The 22,601-nt window shown below is 49.4% G+C and carries 24 protein-coding genes, 1 other RNA gene and 1 pseudogene; 11 read left to right on the forward strand and 15 right to left on the reverse strand.

Translation table 11 applies throughout. The annotated features are described in order from the left end of the window. Positions 1-55 precede the first annotated feature (55 nt). From EQV24_RS15450 to smpB, 6 genes and pseudogenes are all read right to left on the reverse strand, one after another. A pseudogene (locus EQV24_RS15450) lies at positions 56-951 on the reverse strand (plasmid partitioning protein RepB C-terminal domain-containing protein). Then, on the reverse strand, positions 948-1,844 hold the full coding sequence (locus tag EQV24_RS15455) for a ParB/RepB/Spo0J family partition protein (protein ID WP_008502508.1): 897 nt from the start codon (positions 1,842-1,844) through the stop codon (positions 948-950). The pseudogene EQV24_RS15450 and the gene EQV24_RS15455 overlap by 4 nt, the downstream one beginning before the upstream one ends. After that, a complete protein-coding gene (locus EQV24_RS15460) occupies positions 1,834-3,390 on the reverse strand; it encodes a recombinase family protein (RefSeq protein ID WP_130626766.1) in 1,557 nt (518 codons plus the stop codon). The genes EQV24_RS15455 and EQV24_RS15460 overlap by 11 nt, the downstream gene beginning before the upstream one ends. Positions 3,391-3,672: 282 nt before the next feature. Continuing rightward, positions 3,673-4,902 carry an integrase domain-containing protein gene (locus EQV24_RS15465; RefSeq protein WP_130626767.1) on the reverse strand — a complete coding sequence of 410 codons (1,230 nt, stop codon included), beginning with the start codon at positions 4,900-4,902 and terminating at the stop codon, positions 3,673-3,675. 166 nt (positions 4,903-5,068) lie between these two features. After that, positions 5,069-5,432: a transfer-messenger RNA gene (gene ssrA / locus EQV24_RS15470) on the reverse strand. A gap of 89 nt (positions 5,433-5,521) precedes the next feature. Beyond that, positions 5,522-6,004, reverse strand: a complete 483-nt coding sequence (gene smpB / locus EQV24_RS15475; RefSeq protein WP_008502505.1) for an SsrA-binding protein SmpB — start codon at positions 6,002-6,004, stop codon at positions 5,522-5,524. 156 nt (positions 6,005-6,160) lie between these two features. Here smpB and EQV24_RS15480 point away from each other — a divergent pair, with 156 nt between their 5' ends. Continuing rightward, positions 6,161-6,598 (forward strand): type II toxin-antitoxin system RatA family toxin, encoded by a 438-nt coding sequence (locus tag EQV24_RS15480; protein ID WP_008502504.1) that lies wholly within the window; start codon positions 6,161-6,163, stop codon positions 6,596-6,598. After that, positions 6,588-6,875 (forward strand): RnfH family protein, encoded by a 288-nt coding sequence (locus EQV24_RS15485; RefSeq protein WP_028028154.1) that lies wholly within the window; start codon positions 6,588-6,590, stop codon positions 6,873-6,875. The genes EQV24_RS15480 and EQV24_RS15485 overlap by 11 nt, the downstream gene beginning before the upstream one ends. Positions 6,876-6,983: 108 nt before the next feature. On the opposite strand, the gene bamE is transcribed toward EQV24_RS15485, so the two are convergent. The 3 genes from bamE to nadK form a co-directional block, all read right to left on the reverse strand. Next, positions 6,984-7,322 (reverse strand): outer membrane protein assembly factor BamE, encoded by a 339-nt coding sequence (bamE, locus tag EQV24_RS15490; protein ID WP_003863121.1) that lies wholly within the window; start codon positions 7,320-7,322, stop codon positions 6,984-6,986. A 138-nt stretch (positions 7,323-7,460) separates the two neighbouring features. After that, complete coding sequence (gene recN / locus EQV24_RS15500; protein ID WP_023622551.1) at positions 7,461-9,122, reverse strand: DNA repair protein RecN; 1,662 nt, start codon at positions 9,120-9,122, stop codon at positions 7,461-7,463. Positions 9,123-9,207: 85 nt separating this feature from the next. After that, on the reverse strand, positions 9,208-10,086 hold the full coding sequence (gene nadK, locus EQV24_RS15505; protein ID WP_013098356.1) for an NAD(+) kinase: 879 nt from the start codon (positions 10,084-10,086) through the stop codon (positions 9,208-9,210). A 122-nt stretch (positions 10,087-10,208) separates the two neighbouring features. Between nadK and grpE the strand changes: the two genes are divergently transcribed. Next, the gene (gene grpE / locus EQV24_RS15510) at positions 10,209-10,802 is read left to right on the forward strand and encodes a nucleotide exchange factor GrpE (protein ID WP_013098354.1); all 594 of its coding nucleotides are present in this window, start codon (positions 10,209-10,211) and stop codon (positions 10,800-10,802) included. Positions 10,803-10,854: 52 nt separating this feature from the next. On the opposite strand, the gene EQV24_RS15515 is transcribed toward grpE, so the two are convergent. Together EQV24_RS15515 and EQV24_RS15520 are read right to left on the reverse strand one after the other, a co-directional pair. Continuing rightward, entirely contained in the window at positions 10,855-12,141 is a 1,287-nt protein-coding gene (locus tag EQV24_RS15515; protein ID WP_028028086.1) for an HlyC/CorC family transporter, read from the reverse strand. 18 nt (positions 12,142-12,159) lie between these two features. Beyond that, positions 12,160-12,951: an inner membrane protein YpjD gene (locus EQV24_RS15520; RefSeq protein ID WP_014832951.1), complete on the reverse strand. Its 792-nt coding sequence runs from the start codon at positions 12,949-12,951 to the stop codon at positions 12,160-12,162. 166 nt (positions 12,952-13,117) lie between these two features. On the opposite strand from EQV24_RS15520, the gene ffh reads away from it, so the two are divergent. From ffh to EQV24_RS15555, 7 genes are all read left to right on the forward strand, one after another. After that, positions 13,118-14,479 (forward strand): signal recognition particle protein, encoded by a 1,362-nt coding sequence (ffh, locus tag EQV24_RS15525; RefSeq protein WP_013098351.1) that lies wholly within the window; start codon positions 13,118-13,120, stop codon positions 14,477-14,479. 116 nt (positions 14,480-14,595) lie between these two features. Further along, positions 14,596-14,844: a 30S ribosomal protein S16 gene (gene rpsP, locus EQV24_RS15530; protein WP_003863133.1), complete on the forward strand. Its 249-nt coding sequence runs from the start codon at positions 14,596-14,598 to the stop codon at positions 14,842-14,844. A 15-nt stretch (positions 14,845-14,859) separates the two neighbouring features. Beyond that, positions 14,860-15,399, forward strand: a complete 540-nt coding sequence (gene rimM / locus EQV24_RS15535) for a ribosome maturation factor RimM (RefSeq protein ID WP_013098350.1) — start codon at positions 14,860-14,862, stop codon at positions 15,397-15,399. Between the two features lie 31 nt (positions 15,400-15,430). Next, complete coding sequence (gene trmD / locus EQV24_RS15540; RefSeq protein WP_130626768.1) at positions 15,431-16,198, forward strand: tRNA (guanosine(37)-N1)-methyltransferase TrmD; 768 nt, start codon at positions 15,431-15,433, stop codon at positions 16,196-16,198. 43 nt (positions 16,199-16,241) lie between these two features. After that, positions 16,242-16,589, forward strand: coding sequence for a 50S ribosomal protein L19 (rplS, locus tag EQV24_RS15545; protein WP_002914145.1), 348 nt, complete (start codon positions 16,242-16,244; stop codon positions 16,587-16,589). A 132-nt stretch (positions 16,590-16,721) separates the two neighbouring features. Continuing rightward, positions 16,722-17,126 (forward strand): DUF2946 domain-containing protein, encoded by a 405-nt coding sequence (locus tag EQV24_RS15550; RefSeq protein WP_130626769.1) that lies wholly within the window; start codon positions 16,722-16,724, stop codon positions 17,124-17,126. Positions 17,127-17,163: 37 nt separating this feature from the next. Then, positions 17,164-18,534 (forward strand): PepSY-associated TM helix domain-containing protein, encoded by a 1,371-nt coding sequence (locus EQV24_RS15555; RefSeq protein WP_130626770.1) that lies wholly within the window; start codon positions 17,164-17,166, stop codon positions 18,532-18,534. Between the two features lie 2 nt (positions 18,535-18,536). Here the strand turns inward: EQV24_RS15555 and EQV24_RS15560 are convergent, their stop codons facing one another. The 4 genes from EQV24_RS15560 to EQV24_RS15575 all read right to left on the reverse strand — a co-directional run bounded on the left by EQV24_RS15560 (position 18,537) and on the right by EQV24_RS15575 (position 21,313). Beyond that, positions 18,537-19,022, reverse strand: coding sequence for an OmpA family protein (locus tag EQV24_RS15560; RefSeq protein ID WP_045901429.1), 486 nt, complete (start codon positions 19,020-19,022; stop codon positions 18,537-18,539). A gap of 12 nt (positions 19,023-19,034) precedes the next feature. Then, on the reverse strand, positions 19,035-20,255 hold the full coding sequence (gene dgcN / locus EQV24_RS15565) for a diguanylate cyclase DgcN (protein ID WP_130626771.1): 1,221 nt from the start codon (positions 20,253-20,255) through the stop codon (positions 19,035-19,037). Further along, on the reverse strand, positions 20,248-20,736 hold the full coding sequence (locus tag EQV24_RS15570) for a YfiR family protein (protein ID WP_013098345.1): 489 nt from the start codon (positions 20,734-20,736) through the stop codon (positions 20,248-20,250). The genes dgcN and EQV24_RS15570 overlap by 8 nt, the downstream gene beginning before the upstream one ends. Before the next feature lie 202 nt (positions 20,737-20,938). After that, the gene (locus EQV24_RS15575; protein WP_130626772.1) at positions 20,939-21,313 is read right to left on the reverse strand and encodes a DUF2799 domain-containing protein; all 375 of its coding nucleotides are present in this window, start codon (positions 21,311-21,313) and stop codon (positions 20,939-20,941) included. 214 nt (positions 21,314-21,527) lie between these two features. Between EQV24_RS15575 and aroF the strand changes: the two genes are divergently transcribed. Further along, the gene (gene aroF / locus EQV24_RS15580) at positions 21,528-22,598 is read left to right on the forward strand and encodes a 3-deoxy-7-phosphoheptulonate synthase AroF (protein ID WP_013098343.1); all 1,071 of its coding nucleotides are present in this window, start codon (positions 21,528-21,530) and stop codon (positions 22,596-22,598) included. Positions 22,599-22,601 lie beyond the last annotated feature (3 nt).

Genomic DNA, 22,601 nt, shown 5'->3' on the forward strand with positions numbered 1-22,601 from the left:
GAAGGTCGTTGTGTAAGTATACTTCTTGGTTTATTTAGGCTATATAAAACCATGACTATGACTGGCTGTTTTCAGTAAGAGTCTTATCATCCAAAGAATTTATTCTAGAAATTCTTTTTAACTCATTAAGATAATCAACCTCGTTTTCTAAGAACCAATGAAGAACTTTAGAGTTGCCAAGTAATTTATTAATATATGACTGGATTATAACGAATTTCAACATATCTGAACCATACTCGGTTTGAAGTTTTTTTGTTTCTTCCGAAGTTGTTGCCATTTCTTGTTCCAGACGAAGTATGGTTTTTTTATGTCCTTTTTATAGGGAGTGTTTTTCCCTTTATTTACTATCATCGATGACGGTGTTGCATCCAAGATGCTCATTGCAAATTTTTTACTATAATTATCAAAATTAATCATTGTACCGACTGCTTCAATTTGACGAATTGGCTTCATTTTCCTCAAAACGTCAAATGTAGCCTTAGGTATAGGTTTATCAGAAAGTTTCGCAATTACACTTGGATCTATGCCGTTCATCACATTAGCTTTATCTTTTATGGCATCAACAGATATGCCCAAAGCAGCACTAAGTTTTTCAATTGATACTTTTGCCAGAGACTTAATTATCATTCTATGTTCTTCAACTACATTTATATGATTCACTTGTTTGTTAGGAGTGAAAGCATCATCTATGCTCGAAAGTATACATGGAGCTTTTTCTATACCTAAGTCTTTTAAAGCCTCAACCCTTAAATGGCCATCAAGTATCTTAGTGACATCTTTATCTTTGTCATAGAATACTATTATTGGTTCAATAATACCCAAGCTTTCGATAGAGGTAACTATTTGATGATATTTATGGCTTCGCTTTACGTTTTCTAATAATTCCTTAGATGGAATTAACTTATTAGTTTCCAGGTAAATAAAATTTTCGCCAAAACGTATCTGAATCATTTTGATACCTCTTTGTTTACTGGGTTTAATATCTGAGATGGTAGTTCTGAAAGATTCTCTTGTTCAAGTATATTTTGAAAGCTTTTATTCATCATTATGATGTTAAAAATCTCATTTACTATTAGTAGATTGGTTTTTATAAATTTCGAGTTGTTATAAACAGATTTATGTTCAGCGATACTATTTTCATAAAGCTCAATCAACTCCTCTGCAGTCATCCTTTTTGATGGTTTGTGATAATAAAATCCGGCTGCTTTTGCACCTTTATTCCCAACTGTTCTTTGATTTAGAATGTATTTTATCTTTATAATGTCCCGACTTTTTATTAATTTTTTATCATATGCTTCGGTAAGAATATCTTGTGCTTCCTCAGTTTCACATCTTGCAAATTGCACTGCGAGATACAGAGGCAAATTACCCCGTTCGACTGCTGAGAGAAGTTTATGCTCTCCCTTATCAAGAAGCATATTAATACTGCTCACCCAGTTCGATGAATATCCAGTAATCTCACTTATTTCGGAGTCGGAAAGTCCTCTGATTTTCATGTCTTTAATCACCTGTAATAACTCATTAGAACGTGGTCTTCTCCTTGCAATGTTTTCAACTAAACTCATAACGTAAGCATCTTCTTCTGATACATCTCTTATAATTGCTGGAATAATAGTTTCACCTAATGCAACAAGAGCCTCTATTCTCCCTTGACCACAAATTAAAGCATATTTGAAATCGTCTTCATCAATAGCTCTTACGCTTATAGGCTTGCTTAATCCTCTTTTTTTTATGCTTTCCTTTATTTCTTCATGCACTACCTTATTTCTTGTTCGTGGGTTAAGAAATTTTATTTTTGCAATCTCAATTTGAATTATTGGGAATTCATTTTTTTCAGGCAGCATATAGTTCCCTCACTTTCATGCGAGTAATAATTTGTAGAAATTTATCAAGATTATCAAATCTATAGAGATCTAACCGAATGTTGTTTGTTTCCATCATACACATTTTACTATATTCGTTTTCAAACTTTGGTATGATATAAAAATCAAGAGGTGAAATGTTTTGTGAATTCATTCGTATAACAATTGTTATGTCTGCTTTCTGTGAGTTATCAAACCGGACTTTCCATCTAAGTTTACCTGATTTCATATGTATGCATTTAGTAACAAGGACGGAAATTAAAAACTCATCATTGATGTAAAGCATTGTGGAATATTTATACTCGTCTATATGACAGTTACTTTTTAATATTTCGCCCTTAAAATCCTCAATTATTTCTGAGTAAAATGATCTTAGTGCTTCATTTATTTGGAGATAGCTGTAATCATGTTCTGGCTTATAACCAATCAAAGTATATGCTCTTAAAAGACCACCAAATCGGGTTCTATAAACAGAAGATGAAGGGCCTGTATCATCTTCATCAATGATAAAGCCTGATAGTTTTCCATTAGATTCTAATTTTTCTTTTAGCTTTTCTAATAGATCTTCATTAGTCAAATGAATGGATCGGAGCTGAATTATTTCTTGAGCTTTATTATATTTTTTCTTTGAAATAATAGGTTTATATGCCTTGTCACATCTAATCCATTCATGTTTGGGGTTTTTTACAAGCCTACTTTTTAGTTTAGATGAGGTTTTGTTATATATGTTGTTTCCAATATATTTTTCATTTGTCAAAATTTGATGTATTTTTGCACGAGTCCATGATGTTCCATTTTCTGCAGGTATGCTCTGTTCATTTAATCTCTCAGCAATAATGAATTCTGGGACGTTACTATCTATAAAGAGATCATAGATTCTATTTACAATTTTTATTTCATTTTTTGGTCCCGGAATTAATATTACCCTATCTGTTTGAATACTCTTTCTTTTGCGGAAATTCAATATTTCTTTAGCTATGCCATTTTCGTCTACTAAAAGACGTCTCAGCCCATAACCAGCCATACCGCCTTGATGATAACCAAGCTTTATTAAATTTACTTGCCCTATAAATACCTTTTCAGATAAATTCCTGCTGTGATATGCAGCACTTGATCTTTTTATATTCAGTATAACAGAGGACTCTAAAGGGAAATCTTTAGTGGGTATAGGTTCGGAACAATATATAAGATTTACACCATTTCTTTCAAATAGAAAGGAATAATATGCAGCTTCATCACTATTTTGAAAACGACCAAAACGGCTCACATCATAAAATAATACAGCCTGTATATCTATTTTCTTTTGTTCTACATCGCTAAGTAACTGCTGCAATGAATGCCTGCCTACGATACTGACTCCGCTCTTACCTGCATCATTGTAGGTATAAGCGATTTCCATATTGTTCTTTTCAGCATAATCTTTTATATATTCGGACTGATTATGTAAAGAATATTGCTGATGGTCGGTAGACATTCTCAAGTACTGTGCGACCCTAACTCTATGATTTTTTTCATTTCCGCTAGCCATGCACAAAACCTCATGGATGATTCAATACAATGTAGAGGATAAAATTGATCAAATTTTAACCGAATTCAACTGTTTTATCATTGATTAGAGCGAATTTGGTAGATCTTCGAGGTGTATGATAATCGAGAAGAGATGTGAATTATTTAGCTGATATGACCGACAGCTTTCGTTATGTGGCCTCAAGGTACCCATTTGTAAATGGCTATGCTTAGTCCACATAGGTTAATGGTGTGATCCTTAATTCTTCAAATAAATCAAGATAGTTAACCCATCATGGAAGAGTTATGCGGCAATAACTTTGTATTTTTGAGACGAAACATAGTCACTCCACCATTGCATGAGAACCACACGTTCTGTGAGATACTCTGCACGATTGTAGGCTGCAATTATTTCATCTTTTTTCGAATGGGCAAGGGCGGCTTCTAAGACATCAGTTCTAAACTTGCCACACTCCTCAGCAGCCGTTCTAGCGATTGATCGCATACCATGAGCTACAAGCTCACCTCCGAAGCCCATACGGATTATAGCCGCATTAGCTGTTTGTTCATGCATGTGATTGAGTGGAGCTTTGATACTGGGAAAAACCCACTCTCTATGCCCGCTGATGGCTTTCATTGAATCCAAGACTCGCAAAGCTTCTTTGCTCAGTGGGACTTTGTGAGGCTTCTTCATTTTCATAAACTCCGCCGGGATGTTCCACATGCCGGTTTCTATATCAATATCTGACCATCTTGTGCGAACAGCTTCACCAGGGCGAACCCATGTGAGAAGTTGCCACTCAATCAGTAGCCTTGTTTCTAAACGGATAGAAGCATTGTTTAGAGCAACCAGGAAGCGGGGGAGTTCGGAAGGGGGTAATGCTGGCATATTCTGTTTTTTTGGCTTGCTGAACCGTTGCCCCAGGTTGTCAGCCGGATTGAATTCTATGAGTTCTTCTGTTGCTGCATAGCGGAAAATTTCATTCAGGCGGGATATGATGCGGCGAAGTATTTCAAGGACACCTCGTTTTTCTATGGGGTCTAAATGCTGTTTAAGCATTTTAGGGCGAATCTCCTTAATGGGGGTATCACCCAACGTTGGAAAGATATTTCTCTCTAGGCTTCGCCAGATGTCGTTAGCATGATCCTGGGAGATGCCTGACGTTTTGACTTTCTCATCAAGCCACTTCTTGGCTACTGCTTGAAATGTATGTTCCGTTGCATCCTTAAGGGCATTGGCTTTGTGGGTGTTATGAACTTGTGGGTCTATACCATTTGAAAGCAACGACAAGTACTCATCACGTAAAGCTCGTGCCTTCGCAAGTGTAAGGTGAGGATAGGTTCCTAAGCTCACCTTAGTTCGCTTTTTGGTCACAGGCACTGCATATCTGAAATACCAATTTTTCTTTCCTCCCTTCGCTAAGGGGGCGATTCGCAGGAGCAAACCATCGCCGTCAAAAAGGTTAACCTCTTTCTCGGCAGGTTTGGTGCTTTTGATTTCAGTGTCAGTGAGCTTCTTAGCGATTTTTGCCATGTTTGGGACCCTCATGTTTTGGACCCTTTGTGTTGGGTCCCAAAAAGGGTGCCATAACGAGTAGATTCTAGCAATTCTCGGTAGACTACTATAGACGTAAAAAAGCCCGCAAGGCTGGTTCCATGCGGGCTTGATAGACTTCACTGAACTTCAATATATCAAAAATTGGTGGAGCTGGCGGGAGTTGAACCCGCGTCCGAAATTTCTACATCCTCGGTACTACATGCTTAGTTTGTCTTTACATTCGCACGCCAGCTGCGGACAGACACGCCACTAACGAACTAGCCTGATTAGTTTTAACGCTTCAACCCCAGGCAGGGCTTCCACGCGATCTCTTTTGGGTTTGACCTCTCTTTGATCCCCGTCTTAAGAGCGGAAGCTAGGGAGAGAGGGCTCAGAGCAGGTTATTAAGCTGCTAAAGCGTAGTTTTCGTCGTTTGCGACTATTTTTTTGCGGCTTTTAACGAGGCAAACCGCCCCTCGGCATGCACCTTGGGTTTCGCAAATCCCGTCGAATCCAGAATCAGCCCCAATAGTGTTGAACTCAGTATACCAGATTTCACTTCCTGGATACCAGCCCGGAACGCTAACTTATTGAATAGTACAATAAGTATGCAGAATCAACGTCCTGCGTTTTTCATAATGCGCGCTTTGTCGAGCTGCCATTCGCGCTCTTTCAGGTCAGTACGTTTGTCGTGCTGTTTTTTACCTTTGGCAACGCCAACTTTTACTTTGCACCAGGCGTTTTTCCAGTACAGCGACAGCGCGACCACGGTAAAGCCCTCTCGGTTAATGCGCCCGTAGAGGGATTCCAGTTCACGCTTGTTCAGCAGTAGCTTACGGGTACGCGTTGGGTCACACACGTAGTGCGAAGAGGCGACAGTCAGCGGCGTAAAGTTGGCACCGAACAGGAAGGCTTCGCCATCTTTCAGGATGACGTAGCTATCGCCGATGTTGGCTTTCCCGGCGCGCAGCGATTTTACTTCCCAGCCCTGCAGGGCAAGGCCAGCTTCAAATTCTTCTTCAATGAAATACTCATGGCGAGCACGCTTGTTGAGCGCAATGGTCGCCGAGCCTGGTTTATGTGCTTTTTTCTTCGTCATAAGTGTCGTAAAGCCGTCGGTAATCTGATTTCAAAAAGTCACCTCATTGCGTCCTGTGAGGTCTAACGCGCTATCTTAGCACGAGATGAGGCTTAGCGTTTTTTTAACAGGTGATAAATGTTATTATTTGTCCGTTGTGTGACCATGGGAAATGCTATGCCTCAGATTAGCCGTACTGCGCTTGTACCTTACAGCGCGGAACAAATGTATCAGTTAGTGAACGATGTTCAGTCTTATCCAGAATTTATCCCTGGGTGTACCGGGAGCCGCGTTCTGGAGTCTGGCCCGACGCAGATGACGGCGGCGGTGGATGTCTCCAAAGCGGGGATCAGCAAGACGTTCACCACCCGCAATACGCTGACGAACAATCAGAGTATTTTGATGCATCTGGTGGATGGTCCATTCAAGACCCTGATGGGAGGCTGGAAGTTTACGCCGCTGAGCGCTGATGCCTGCCGCATCGAGTTCCATCTGGACTTTGAGTTTACCAATAAGCTGATTGAGCTGGCGTTTGGCCGCATCTTCAAAGAGCTGGCGTCCAATATGGTTCAGGCGTTCACGACCCGCGCCAAAGAGGTCTACAGTGTCGCATAAGATAGCTGTGGAAGTGGTCTACGCGTTGCCGGAGAAGCAGTATCTGCAGCGCGTGACGCTGGAAGAGGGCGCAACCGTTGAGGCGGCTATCCGAGCTTCTGGCATTCTGGAGCTTCGTCGCGATATCGATCTGGCAAAAAATAAAGTCGGCATTTACAGCCGTCCGGTGAAGCTGGGTGATGTGCTGAAAGAGGGCGACCGGGTGGAGATTTATCGCCCGTTGATTGCCGACCCGAAAGAGCTGCGTCGCCAGCGTGCGGAGAAATCAGCTAAGTAGTGCTTTCTTCTCCCGGTGGCGCTGTGCTTACCGGGGCTACGATCCAGTGCGAAATGTCGATACAAAAAAGGTGCTCATTGAGCACCTTTTTGCATTTCTGACGCCGGATTATTTGGTCAGGGCAGGTTTGTTGTCGATGTTGGTCAACACACCGGCGCTGCTGAAGGTCAGCGTCAGGGTCTGCTGGGTCACATCTTCGTGGCCTGGCTGCTGACGGAATACATAGAACCAGGTGTTGGTGCCGAACGGATCGGACATCATCGGGGTTCCCAGTGCATAAGCGACCTGCTGTTGTGTCATCCCTACACGGATTTTAGACACATCGTTAGGGGTAAGGTAGTTCCCCTGGTTGATGTCAGGACGGTAAACCACTTTCTCCAGAGTGGAACAGCCTGCGGTCAACATCAGAAGAACCGCAGCGGCAGCGGTCAGCGTTTTACAGCGCATAGTGATTTGATTCCTTTTCGGGCCCGAGCAGTACGCGGCTCATATGTAATATGCCGATGATAATAGACCTTGCCCCACTTTGAAACCGGTCTGGCGGCGTTTTTGTTGTTCTGTATGACCCTGAGATCCCGAAAAAGTTTATGCCGCCAGCAGTTCTTTCGCATTCGCGAGCGTATTGCGGGTGACTTCGCTGCCTCCCAGCAGACGAGCCAGCTCCTGCAGGCGTGAGCGTTTATCCAGCGGTTTCATGTGCGTTTCGGTCATTTCACCGTCCGTTTCTTTGCTGACGATAAAGTGATGATGACCACAGCCCGCCACCTGCGGCAGATGGGTGACGCACATCACCTGAGTCGATTCACCGAGCTGGCGCAGCAGTTTACCCACTACCGCCGCCGTCGGGCCGCTGATCCCCACATCCACTTCATCGAAAATCAGGGCCGGGGTTTCCATTTTACGGGCGGTGATAACCTGGATCGCCAGAGCAATACGGGAGAGCTCACCGCCGGATGCCACTTTGGAAATAGGCTGTAACGGCTGGCCTGGGTTGGTGGTGACACGGAATTCGATGCGATCCGCGCCTTCCGCCGTCAGGGAGTTCTCTTCGAAGCGGACATCAATCGTGAATATGCCGTGTGGCATCGCCAGCGTATGCATGCTGTCGGTGATGTGCTGGCTGAGTTCCTGAGCATAATGCTGACGAACTTCATGCAGCTTTTTCGCCGTGGTCAGCGCCTGCTGATGGTGCTGGTTTACCGCCAGAGTCAGCGTTTCCAGTGAATCAGCCTGATCGTCAAGTTGCTGCTGTTCATCAAGGAGAGACTGATAGAACGCAGGCAACTCTTCCGGCGTGACGTGGTGCTTGCGCGCCAGCGAAATCTGACGGGAAATGCGCTGTTCCAGCTCAAACAGGCGATTGGGGTCGAGATCCAGACGTTCACAGTAGTGGCGCAGTTCATCACCGGCTTCAGAGATTTGAATCGCCGCCTCTTCCAGCATATCCAGCACGCCGGACAGTTTGCTGTCCATGCCCGCCAGCTCGGTAACAAGCTGACGCACGTTATACAGCTGGCTTTGCAGATTAACGTCTTCGCCATCTGCCAGTAAGGTGAGGGCGTTCTGGCTGGTAGAGAGCAGGTGGCCACTGTTGGCCAGACGCTTGTACTCTTCGTCAATGAGTTCGAACTCACCCGCCTGCGGATTAAACTCGTTCAGCTCTTTGAGCTGATACTCCAGCAGCTCGGCGCGTGCGGCACGCTCCTGGCTTTGCTGCTGGTGCTGAGCCAGCTCGCGACAGCTCTGGTGCCACTGGCGATAGTGTTCTGCCATCAACTGAGTAAGTGCATACTCACCTGCATAGCCATCGAGCAGCGATTTTTGCTGCTCCGGCTTAACCAGCTGCTGATGCGCGTGCTGACCATGGATCTGAATAAGCAACTGACCCAGCTCGCGAAGCTGAGAAAGCGGTACCGCCGTGCCGTTGATAAAACCGCGTGAACGACCGTCGCTGCTGATAACGCGGCGAAGTAAACACTCACGTCCATCTTCAAGCTGGTTTTCTTCGAGCCAGCGCAGAGCCGCAGGGGTGTCTTTCAGGGAGAAGCGAGCGCAGAGGTCAGCACGGTTGGCGCCCATGCGCACCATGTCACCCTCAGCACGCCCGCCAAGGCACAAGCCGAGGGCATCAATGGCAATGGATTTACCCGCACCGGTTTCCCCGGTGATCGCCGTCATGCCGCTGTGGAAATCGATCTCAAGCTCACGAACAATGGCAAAGTTGCTGATGGTCAATTGTGCCAGCATAATTGTTTTCCTGTATGAAAAACCATAACTGTGTTTTCATACAGTATAAACTGGTTTTTTATACAGTAAAGTACTGGATGCAAAATCAGAACAATTTTTTTGACCAGCCAAGCTTCGAGCTTAATGTGTTGAAATAACTGTAATCTTTCGGATGAATAAGGTTCAGGTGATAATCACACCGACGAATCAGTACATCTTCACCTTCCTGAATAGGCAGTGCGATCTGGCTGTCGCAGCTAATCTCCAGGTCATTACGGCGGTGCGAGAAACGTAGCCGGATGGTGCTGCTGCCGTTAATCACCAGCGGGCGGGCAGAGAGGGTGTGCGGGAACATCGGCACCAGCGTAATGGCATCCAGCGAAGGCGTCAGGATTGGTCCTCCCGCGGAAAGCGAATAGGCGGTCGAGCCCGTCGGCGTGGAGATAATCAGCCCGTCAGAGCGCTGGGAGAACGCGAAGATTTCATCGATATACACTTCGAACTCAATCATATGCGCCACTTTTCCGGGGTGAAGTACTACCTCGTTAATGGCGGTGCTGATGCGTTTCTGGCAGTCCTGCTGACACACCTGCGCTTCCAGTAAAAAACGTTTTTCGCTGATGTAATGTCCTTCCAGCACATCGGCCAGCTGCTGCTGCGCGTTGTCCGGGTCGAGGTCGGTCAGAAAACCGAGATTGCCACGGTTGATGCCGATGACTTTTATGTCGTAGCGGGCCAGCGTGCGAGCCGCGCCGAGCATGTTGCCGTCGCCGCCGACCACCACGGCAAGATCCGCCTGCTGTCCAATCTCTGCCAGCGTGCCGGTTTTGACGCTCTTAAGCTGCAGCTCCTGAGCGATCTGCTGCTCAACCATCACTTCATAGCCTTTGCTACACAGCCAGCGATACAACATTTCATGTGTCGTCAATGCCGTAGGGTGACGCGGGTGCCCGACGATCCCAATACACCTGAAATGATTATTCATTTTCTGGAGGTCCTTGTGCCTGATGAATGATGACAATCTCTCTTGTTCCCTTGAATCCAGGAAACTGATCCCCATAATAAGCGAAGTTAGCGAGATGAATGCAGAAAAACGCGGAGAAATTCATGAGTAGTAAAGAACAGAAAACGCCTGAGGGGCAAGCCCCTGAAGAAATTATCACGGAACAGCACGATGAAGTTGAGGCTGTAGAGCCAGACGCATCTGCTGAGCAGGTGGACCCGCGCGATGAAAAAATTGCGAATCTGGAAGCCCAACTGGTAGAAGCACAGAATCGCGAACGCGACAGTGTTCTGCGCATCAAGGCGGAAATGGAAAACCTGCGTCGTCGTACCGAACAGGACGTTGAGAAGGCGCATAAGTTTGCGCTGGAGAAATTCGTCAACGAACTGCTGCCGGTAATCGACAGCCTCGATCGCGCGCTGGAAGTGGCTGATAAAGCGAATCCGGACAACGCGGCAATGATCGAAGGTATCGAACTGACGCTGAAATCCATGCTGGACGTGGTGCGTAAGTTTGGCGTGGAAGTGATTGCCGATACCGACGTCCCGCTGGATCCTAACGTGCACCAGGCGATTGCGATGGTGGAATCAGAAGACGTTGAAGCCGGTAAAGTGCTGGGCGTGATGCAGAAAGGGTATACCCTGAACGGCCGTACCATCCGTGCTGCGATGGTAACCGTGGCGAAAGCGAAAGCGTAATTTGCCGCTCCGTAGTGCCGGGCGGCGGCTTCGCCTTGCCCGGCCTACAACTTTATTCCGCGATACTTTCGCGCAGTGGTTTAACAGGCAGGACCTTCACCTGCTTAATCATATTGTCCTGCACGTCCAGGATATCAATATCATACTGTTCAATGCGCACCCGTGTGCCCGCCGCCGGGATCTCTTCCAGTGCTTCCAGAATCATCCCGTTCATGGTGCGAGCCTCATCTTCCGGCAGATGCCAGTTAAAGGCTTTATTGAGTTCGCGGATGTTCGCGCTGCCGTCAATCAGCACCGAACCGTCGTTTTGCGGCGTGACCTCTTCCGCAAGAGAAGGGGACATGGAGGTGGTAAAGTCTCCAACAATCTCTTCCAGAATATCTTCGACCGTCACCAGCCCCTGAATATCGCCATACTCATCGACCACCAGACCGACTTTCTTTTTGTTACGCTGGAATTTCACCAGCTGCGTGCTGAGCGGCGTTCCTTCCGGCACGTAGTAAATCTCGTCGGCGGCGCGCAGCATCACCTCTTTAGTGAACTCTTTTTTCTCGGTCATCAGGCGATAGGCTTCCCGCACGCGTAGCATACTGATGGCATCGTCCAGGGAGTCGCGATACAGCACAATGCGTCCGTGCGGGGAGTGGGTCAGCTGGCGGACGATGGCCTTCCAGTCGTCGTTAATATCAATCCCGACGATTTCGTTACGCGGCACCATAATGTCGTTAACGCTGACCTTTTCCAGATCCAGCACCGACAGTAGCATGTCCTGATTGCGGCGTGAAATCTGCGAGCGGGATTCGTTCACGATGGTGCGCAGCTCGTCTTTGCTGAGTGCACTGCTGATGGCGACGTCGGCTTTGATACCGACCATGCGCATCAGGATACGGGTGACCATATTCAACAGCCAGACCAGCGGCATCATCAGGATCAGCAGCGGTGCCAGCAGGAAGCTGCTCGGGTAAGCCACTTTTTCCGGGTAAAGCGCAGCGATGGTTTTGGGCAGCACTTCCGCAAACACCAGCACTACAAACGTCAGTACGCCGGTAGCAATCGCGACCCCGGCGTTGCCGTACAGGCGCATCCCGACAATGGTGCCCAGCGCAGAGGCGAGGATATTGACGAGGTTATTACCGATAAGCACCAGGCTTATCAGGCGATCCGGTTTACGGAGCAGTTTTTCAACGCGACGTGCGGCACGGTTACCCTGTTTAGCACGATGACGTAACCGGTAGCGGTTTAAGGTCATCATGCCGGTTTCCGAGCCAGAGAAATAGGCGGAGATGACCACCATGACGATCAGCGTAACGATCAGCGTGGTGGTAGAGATGTGTTCCAGGGGGAACTCCTTTGTTACTTAGCCAGCAAATTGCTGTATGAAGCGACTTCCGAAATAGGCAAGGGTGAGTATGCCCGCACCCGCGACATTGAACCAGACCACGCGACGACCGCGCCAGCCCTCATGATAATGGCCCCATAACAGCACAATATAGACAAACCACGCGATGATGGAGAGCACCGCTTTGTCGATATTCTCCACGCTGAACAGGTTTTTCATATAAAACAGGCCAGTGCAGAGCGTTAAGGTCAATAATACTACGCCGACCTGGGTGATGTGGAACATCTTACGCTCAATGACCATCAGCGGCGGCATCTCATGGTTAAACGCCAGCTTTTTGTTTTTCAACTGGTAGTCAATCCAGGCGAGCTGCATGGCATAGAGCGCGGCAATGATCAGCGTTGCGTAAGAGAACAGCGACAGGCCGATGTGCACCAGCATGCCCGGCGTGGCTTCCAGATGCGTAATGAACTCATTGGGCATAAAGGTAGCTAAGGCCAGATTGATCAGCGCGAAGGCATAAACAATGGGCAGCAACAGCCAGCCACGATTCTTAGAGGCGACAATGGTCATCACCGTACAGATCATCAGGCTGACCAGCGAACCGACGTTCAGCACGCTCAGGTTTTGCACGCTGCCGTCACCGGGAATGATGCGCGATTCCAGCGCAAAAGCGTGACTAATCAGTGCGATCACCGCCGACAGAATAGCCATGCGCCGCCAGCCGCTGTTTTTTTGCAGCAGTCCGGGAATGATCAGCGCAAGGCTGACAGAGTAGGCAACAAGGGCGATCAGTGCGAAAACAGGCATATAGGCATCGACAGTTGTCTTAATAAGAAAGAGAAGCAGTATAACGTTACGTGACGCCTGCTCCAACCGTTGCATAACAACAAAGGCGCCTTCATGTTATACTCCGGCAAAATTCTGTGTATGTGTCGCTCATGGCGGCCCAACGTTTCTACTCAGGCGAGAGACAATGTTTGATAATTTAACCGATCGTTTGTCGCGCACGCTGCGCAACATCAGCGGCCGCGGACGCCTTACCGAAGACAACATCAAGGAAACGCTGCGCGAAGTGCGCATGGCGCTGCTGGAAGCAGACGTCGCGTTGCCGGTTGTTCGTGATTTTATCAACCGCGTTAAAGAGAAGGCGGTTGGTCATGAAGTTAACAAGAGCCTGACCCCGGGTCAGGAGTTCGTCAAAATCGTTCGTAACGAACTGGTTTCGGCGATGGGCGAAGAGAACCAGGTTCTAAACCTGGCGGCTCAGCCTCCGGCCGTCGTGTTGATGGCGGGTCTGCAGGGTGCGGGTAAAACCACCAGCGTCGGTAAGCTGGGTAAATTCCTGCGCGAGAAGCACAAGAAAAAGGTGCTGGTGGTTTCTGCGGACGTTTATCGCCCGGCGGCGATCAAACAGCTGGAGACCCTGGCGCAGCAGGTTGGGGTCGATTTCTTCCCGTCTGACGTGGCCCAGAAGCCAGTCGACATCGTGAACGCGGCGCTGAAAGAGGCGAAGCTGAAGTTCTACGACGTGCTGCTGGTGGATACCGCCGGTCGTCTGCACGTTGATGAAGCGATGATGGACGAAATCAAACAGGTGCATGCTTCTATCAACCCGGTAGAGACCCTGTTTGTGGTTGACGCCATGACCGGTCAGGATGCGGCAAACACCGCGAAAGCGTTCAACGAAGCGCTGCCGTTAACCGGCGTGGTGCTGACCAAAGTGGACGGTGACGCCCGCGGTGGTGCGGCGCTTTCTATTCGTCATATCACCGGTAAGCCGATCAAATTCCTCGGCGTGGGCGAAAAAACCGAAGCGCTGGAGCCGTTCCACCCGGACCGTATTGCCTCCCGTATCCTCGGCATGGGCGACGTGCTGTCGCTGATTGAAGATATTGAGAGCAAAGTTGACCGTGCGCAGGCCGAGAAGCTGGCCAGCAAGCTGAAAAAAGGCGACGGTTTCGATCTGACCGACTTCCTTGAGCAGTTGCGTCAGATGAAAAACATGGGCGGCATGGCAAGCCTGATGGGCAAACTGCCGGGCATGGGCCAGATCCCAGACAACGTAAAAGCGCAGATGGATGACAAGGTGCTGGTGCGTATGGAGGCGATCATCAACTCAATGACCCTCAAAGAGCGCGCTAACCCGGATATCATCAAAGGTTCCCGTAAGCGCCGTATCGCAGCCGGTTGCGGCATGCAGGTGCAGGACGTTAACCGCCTTCTGAAACAGTTCGACGACATGCAGCGCATGATGAAGAAAATGAAGAAAGGCGGCATGGCGAAAATGATGCGTGGCATGAAAGGCATGATGCCACCCGGTTTTCCTGGGCGATAATCGCTTTTGAGATTGCTTTTTGCCCGAAAATGAGTAAAATTTTCGGGCTTTTAATATGACACCCGGGCTCCGTTCCTCGATGGGGCCCGGTTGTTTTATTCACACAAGAGGATGTTATGGTAACTATTCGTTTAGCACGTCACGGCGCTAAAAAGCGTCCGTTCTACCAGGTTGTTGTGACTGACAGCCGTAATGCACGCAACGGTCGCTTCATTGAGCGCGTTGGTTTCTTCAACCCACTGGCCGCTGGCGCAGAAGAAGAAACTCGTCTGGATCTGGATCGTATCGCTCACTGGGTTGGCCAGGGCGCGACTGTTTCCGATCGCGTTGCTACGCTGATCAAAGCAGCAAACAAAGCAGCTTAATCTGTCACGGTGGTCATGATGAGCAATAAAGCACCTGTTGAACCGATTGTATTGGGCAAAATGGGTTCTTGCTACGGTATCCGTGGTTGGCTCAGAGTGTTTTCCTCCACTGAAGACGCTGATAGCATTTTTAATTACCAGCCCTGGTTTATCCAGAAAGGCGGTAAGTGGGAAGAGGTCGAGCTGGAAAGCTGGCGTCACCACAATCAGGACATCATCATCAAGCTGAAAGGCGTTGACGATCGTGATGCCGCGAATGCACTGACTAATTGTGAAATTGTCGTGGATTCGTCGCAGTTGCCGGAGCTCGAAGAAGGCGACTATTACTGGAAAGACCTTATGGGTTGCCAGGTAGTCACTACTGAAGGCTACAGCCTGGGGAAAGTCATCGACATGATGGAAACCGGGTCTAATGACGTTCTCGTCATTAAGGCAAACCTGAAAGATGCATTTGGCATCAAGGAGCGGTTGGTTCCGTTCCTCGATGGACAGGTTATCAAGAAAGTCGATCTCGCTACTCAAACGATTGAAGTAGATTGGGATCCTGGTTTTTAAATTCTCCGGATAAACGGTAAAAGACGGCGCTATGTGGATTGGCATAATTAGCCTGTTTCCTGAAATGTTCCGCGCGATTACCGATTACGGGGTAACTGGCCGGGCAGTAAAGAATGGCCTGCTGAGCATCCAGAGCTGGAGTCCTCGTGACTTCACGCATGACCGGCACCGTACCGTGGACGATCGTCCTTACGGCGGCGGACCGGGGATGTTAATGATGGTGCAACCCTTACGGGACGCCATTCACACAGCAAAAGCCGCGGCAGGTGAAGGCGCAAAGGTGATTTATCTGTCACCTCAGGGACGCAAGCTTGATCAAGCGGGCGTCAGCGAACTGGCGACGAATCAAAAACTGATTCTGGTCTGTGGTCGCTACGAAGGGATAGATGAGCGCGTAATTCAAACCGAGATTGACGAAGAATGGTCTATCGGCGATTACGTTCTCAGCGGTGGTGAGTTACCCGCAATGACGCTGATTGACTCCGTCGCCCGGTTCATTCCGGGAGTACTGGGCCATGAAGCTTCGGCAACGGAAGATTCCTTTGCCGATGGGTTGCTGGACTGTCCACACTATACCCGTCCTGAAGTGTTAGAAAGGATGGAAGTCCCGGCAGTGTTACTGTCAGGAAACCATGCTGAGATACGTCGCTGGCGTTTGAAGCAGTCGCTGGGCCGAACCTGGCTTAGAAGACCTGAACTTCTGGAAAACCTGGCTCTGACTGAAGAGCAAGCAAAGTTGCTGGCCGAGTTCAAAACTGAACACGCGCAACAGCAGCATGAACATGATGGGAATGCGTAATACGCTCCCGAATATCAGTTTACCCAGGATAAGAGATTAAATTATGAGCAACATTATTAAGCAACTTGAACAAGAGCAGATGAAGCAGGACGTACCTTCCTTCCGTCCAGGTGACACCGTGGAAGTGAAAGTATGGGTTGTTGAAGGTTCCAAAAAACGTCTGCAGGCATTCGAGGGCGTGGTTATCGCTATTCGTAACCGCGGTCTGCACTCTGCATTCACTGTTCGTAAAATTTCCAACGGCGAAGGCGTTGAGCGTGTCTTCCAGACTCACTCTCCGGTAGTTGACAGCATTGCTGTTAAACGTCGTGGTGCTGTACGTAAAGCTAAACTGTACTACCTGCGTGAGCGTACTGGTAAGTCTGCTCGTATTAAAGAGCGTCTGAACTAAGATTCGCTTAAGCGACATCCTGTTAGAAAGGGCTGGCCGAAAGGCTGGCCCTTTTTTTATCCCATCGCATCTCTCGTATTAACCCTTTCGTCATAAATCATTTACAATGCTGGCCTCTTCCGTGGAGGGTAAGTGATTAACGTACTGCATCAGCATAACTGGAAACGCGCAGCGGCATTGACCGCGCTGTTTGCGATCCTGCTGATCGTGATCGCACCGCTGATCTCCGTCTCGCTGCAAAAAGATCCCATGAGTGCCATGCCGGGGATGCACCATGACATGAGCATGATGTCGATGGATGAGCACCACGGCGATATGCAGCACAGCATGCCGGTTGACCATGCGGAAGCCTGTGGCTACTGCGTGCTATTAGCCCACGTGCCGGGCATGATACTCGCGCTGATTGTGCTGCTCAGTATCGTGCTGCAAATGCTGCGTGTTAGGACGCCGCGTCAGGCGGTCAGCCACTGGCACTTTTTCCCCTGGCTTTATCCTGATACCCGCGCGCCGCCGCGGCAGTCTGCTTTTTCCCTTTAAAAAATATCGATAACTTTTTGCCTTAAAAAGGAAAAGTATGACTACCTGCACTCCGCGCGCGGCATGGGGAAACCTGCTGCGTCGACTCCATTTCTATGTCGGGCTGTTTGTCGGCCCGTTTATCTTCTTCGCCGCGCTGACCGGTACGCTGTACGTGGCGACACCGCAGCTGGAAAATATTCTGTACCGGCACGCACTCCATACGGATTCCGTGGGGGAACTCCAACCGCTGGCGGAACAGATCGCCGTGGCGGAAAAAAACATCGGCACCGATCTGCGTTTATACGCCGTTCGTCCTGGCCTCGCTGCGGGTGAAACCACCCGGGTGATGTTTGCCGACCCGTCGCTTGGCCCATCGGAGACCCGCGCTATTTTTATCGATCCCGTTACTCTTGCGGTGCGTGGCGATATGACCGTGTATGGCACCAGCGGGATTTTACCGCTACGCCAGACCATTGATTATCTGCATACGTCCCTGATGCTGGGTAACGTTGGTCGGCTCTACAGCGAGCTGGCCGCCTCGTGGATGTGGGTCGCCGCGCTGGGCGGGATTGCGCTGTGGTTTTATACCCGGCCAAAACGTCGGCTCAACAATCGTTTTCAGAACCGGCGTCGCCTGCATGTCACGCTGGGCTGGGTGCTGCTGGGGGGAATGTTGCTGTTTTCTGCGACCGGCCTGACGTGGTCCCAATGGGCGGGCGGCAACGTGGATAAACTGCGCGCGCAGATGAACTGGCTCACGCCGCAGGTGAACACCACGCTTTCGGGTGCGCCCGTCACGATGGATGAGCACGCTGAACACCATGGGCATCATGCTGGTATGATGATGCCCGACATGACGATGGATCTGACCCAGTTCGATGGCGTATTGCACGCTGCCCGCCAGGCCGGGATTGATGCGAATAAACTCGAAATCCGCCCGGCGAAAAGCGCTGACCAGGCGTGGACCGTGACGGAAATTGACCGCAGCTGGCCGACCCAGGTGGATGCCGTTGCGGTGGATCCAAATTCCATGCAAATTCTGGACAGAACCCGCTTTGAGGATTTCCCGTTAATGGCAAAGCTGACCCGCTGGGGTGTGGATTTCCATATGGGGATCTTATTCGGGCTGGTTAACCAGTTACTGCTCGTCGCATTTGGCCTGGCGCTGTGTGTGCTGATTGTCTGGGGATATCGGATGTGGTGGATGCGTCGTCCGGCGCAATCGACGGCGGATCCGCTTCAGACGCTTTGTCAGTGCTGGCTGGCGCTCCCGGGATGGGGAAAAGCCGTCACGGTGGTGGTCAGCGTATTGCTGGGGCTGGCATTGCCGGTGATAGGCGTGAGCCTGGCGCTGTTTATGCTGATTGACTGGCTACGCTGGCGAGCGGCAACTGGCGTGTCGCTCGCACAATCATCCGTTAAATAAGGCTATGGCGTGCTGATGACCACCGCGACCCGACGGTTTTCAGCACGCCCTTGCGCCGTACTGTTGCTGGAAACCGGATATTTTTTTCCTAATCCCTGCGTGGTGAGGTTGCTGCGCGGGATATTGGCGCCTTTGGCCCAGACGTCAGCCACCGCATTGGCACGTTTTAACGACAGCGCTTCATTGTAGCTCTCTTCACCGTAATTATCGGTGTGGCCATCCATACGCGCGTGTTTCAGGCCGGTAGCCGCCAGGCGAGAGGCCATGGAGCGGATCTGCGCTTCACTTTCCGGGCGCAGTCTGGCGTCATTTTTATCAAACAGGATCGTATCTGACAGGCCCAAAGACCAGTCGCCATTCAGTTCGTTAAAACCGTATGACTTCATCGCCGCAATTTGCTCAGGGGTGAATTTACCTTCAGGCGGTGACTGACAACCCGCCAGTACCATTGAAGCGAGAAATAACGGCGCAAAGTATCGCTTTAACATATCGTATCCTTTCTAAGTTATTGCTTTTGTACGCTGGTTTTTATCCTGGTACATGTTGCGGTCGGCTTGCTCCAGTAATGCTTCCACAGAGGCACTTTCCCACGCCAGAGCAAAGCCAATGCTAAGTGACATCGTTGCTGTCTGCCCGTTATGCAGATCGAACGGGCGCATAAACTGCTGCGACAGCGCAGCACAACTCTGTTGAACCTCTGCGGCAGACTGCACGCCGTACAGCACCATCGCAAACTCGTCACCGCCAAGGCGGTATGACTGATGACGCTTATCGCCAAACTCAACCATCCGGCGGGCGACTTCAATCAGGACGCAATCGCCCGCAGCATGTCCCCAGGTATCGTTAATAAACTTGAAATTATCACCGTCGAGGAAGAGCAGGGCAGTGTTGGTTTTTGCGGAGGCGTCGTGCATTAATGCCGCGATGCTGCTACGAAACGCCGCCCGATTGGCGAGGCCGGTGAGAGGATCGTGCATAGCGGTACGCAGTAGCTGAGCGTTTTTCGCCTGCAGCTTAAGCTGCCACTCTTCCATTTCATCCAGCAGACTGTTGAAATCTTCGCCAAACTGGTGGAATTCTTCGATGCGGCCATCCTTCACCCGCCGGGAAAAGTTGCGGTTGGTGCGTACGTCATGCACGACGTCGGTGATGTTTTGCAGCGCCGTGACCATGCCATGATGCAGAGATTGTGTAATCGTAAGCGCGACGGCGGTGGCAAAAAGAATACAGCCGGTAAGAACGGCAAACGACAGCCAGATGAAATGGCTGATGAGATTATCGCGTGCGGTCAGGCGAATTTCGCCGATCGCATTACCGTTATGCATGATGGGCTGCGCGACCGGGTCGGGGAACAGCCAGCGGCTAACCAATGCACCCAGCGTGTCGTTATTCTCTTCCGGGTTCCAGGACCAGTAAGCAAACCGCTTTTTATGCGCGTTAAGAACCTCAGCCACGGCAAACTGGCCCTGTTTACCCAGGGTGGCGAGCGTTTCGTTAGCCGCCAGCGAATCATTAAAGACCAGTGAGGCTTCAAGGCTGTGGCTCATTGTTGCGCCGGTTAATTCGAGATTTTTTTGGGCGTATTGCTTTAATGTCACCACAGAAGCAAAACAGAGCAGGAGCCAAATTAACGTCATGGTGATGATGACGCTTATCATGCTGATTCGTCTCAACGTGCTTTTAAACGTTGGACGTGGCGTTGAAGTGATTTCTTTATCCATGCTGCTTATTCCGTGCCAGCATTAATACATCCGGATTGACGCGTACGCCACTGCGCGTCAATGCATCCAGATTAACGGAAAATCTGACCTGGTTATGATCGATTATCAGGCAGAATGCACTGCCAATAACACATTCCGGATTCTGCTCTGAGATTAATAGCAATGCTCTGCCCTGATATTGACTTATTAATTCAAGTTGTTTTGCAGGCGATTCAGCCCCGAAATAAATAGCATCACACGTCGCGGACAGGGCTTCCTGATCGTTACGTACAATGACGGGAGTATAAGGTAACTCGCTTTGCCCCTCTTCGCTGCTCAGTGCTTGCGTGTAGTGAGACGAGGCATAAACGCAGAGTTTAGGTTGCCCGGAAAGTGACGGCCATCGGGTATAGCTCACAATACCCGATACAATCGAACGTACCGATTTATCGGTTTCTGTGAACGTGGCTGCCGGTGCTGGGCCCACCATAAAGAACAGCATTAGCACCAGAGTGAGTCGGAACAAAGAGATCAAGAATGAATTTCTCACCAGAATCCGCCATACCGCTCTGGAAAATAGATGTCCTTACGAGTTGTCGGCAGAATACCATTGTTTATCAAAGCCGTCATTATGTCAGAAATGTACTGAGTACGACCTAAGCTAAATCCTACAGTTGTATATATTCCGGCGTATAAAAAACGGCTTAATTAAGTCTGCTGGAACGCATACTTTCATCCATTCCTTGTTGCCATGATTCATGCAGTTTTGCTGCGTTTTCAACAGTATCACAACTGGCCGGGAAAGATTTGCCTGCTACTCCCCAGACGTGAATAAAACCTTCCTCACACACTTTTTTCTGTCCGTCGGCGTAGCCACGAAGATATTCACTACGATCAACCTGCGGGTCGTTAAAACTATCGGCCAGCGTCTGATTATCTTTAACCGGCAGACCATTCATGGCGTCTTCTTTACCCGCATCAAACCAGCTGGGACTAGTCCAGTCGGGCTGGAAGGTATAAGGATTGATCTGACAGCCCGATAAAAACAGCGACAACAGCATCAGAGCGATTGAACGCATAGCCATTCTCCTTTTTTCTTCAGCATAGCCTGGCAAAAGAAAATGGTGGTGTAATTTTATGTTTACGATTTTGTCGGCTGATTTTTGCAGTAAAATGGACTTTGTAAAGTAAAGTGTACGTATTTTGGATTGAAATCTTTACTTGTTGTGGTATCGTTGTTTCACCTCTTCGAGGAAAACACCTATCGCAAACGAGCTTTACAGGATCGCCATCATGCAAAAAGACGCGCTGAACAACGTACATATCACTGACGAACAGGTTTTGATTACACCGGATCAACTGAAAGCGGAGTTCCCGCTGAGCGCCGCGCAGGAGGCTCAAATTGAGCACTCGCGCCAGACCATTTCTGACATTATCGCTGGCCGCGATCCGCGTCTGCTGGTGGTATGTGGTCCTTGTTCCATTCACGATCCTGAAACCGCCATTGAGTACGCTCGTCGATTTAAAGCATTAGCGGAGGAGGTCAGCGATAGCCTCTACCTGGTGATGCGCGTCTATTTTGAGAAGCCACGTACCACCGTTGGCTGGAAAGGGTTGATTAACGATCCGCACATGGATGGCTCGTTTGATGTGGAAGCCGGTCTGAAGATTGCGCGTCGCCTGCTGGTTGAGCTGGTCAGCATGGGGCTGCCACTGGCAACCGAAGCGCTGGATCCGAACAGCCCGCAGTACCTGGGCGATCTGTTTAGCTGGTCTGCGATTGGTGCGCGTACCACGGAATCACAAACCCACCGTGAAATGGCGTCTGGTCTGTCGATGCCGGTTGGTTTTAAAAACGGGACCGACGGTAGCCTTGCCACGGCGATCAACGCCATGCGCGCCGCGGCCATGCCGCATCGCTTTGTGGGTATTAACCAGGCGGGCCAGGTTTGTCTCCTGCAGACGCAGGGTAATCCGGACGGTCATGTGATCCTGCGTGGCGGTAAAGCGCCAAACTACAGCCCGGCAGATGTGGCACAGTGTGAAAAAGAGATGGAGCAGGCGGGACTGCGCCCGGCACTGATGGTAGATTGCAGTCATGGTAATTCGAACAAAGATTACCGTCGTCAGCCTGCGGTGGCGGAATCGGTGGTCGCACAAATCAAAGACGGCAACCGTTCTATTATCGGTCTGATGATTGAGAGCAATATTCATGAAGGCAATCAATCATCTGAACAACCGCGCAGCGCAATGAAGTACGGTGTGTCCGTGACGGATGCCTGCATCAGCTGGGAAACCACCGATGCGCTGCTGCGTGAGATCCACAAAGATATAAACGGCCAGCTGGCGACGCGTCTGGCTTAAGAG

This window comes from Enterobacter sp. A8 (genome assembly GCF_004296595.1).
Classification (GTDB): Bacteria; Pseudomonadota; Gammaproteobacteria; order Enterobacterales; family Enterobacteriaceae; genus Enterobacter; species Enterobacter cloacae.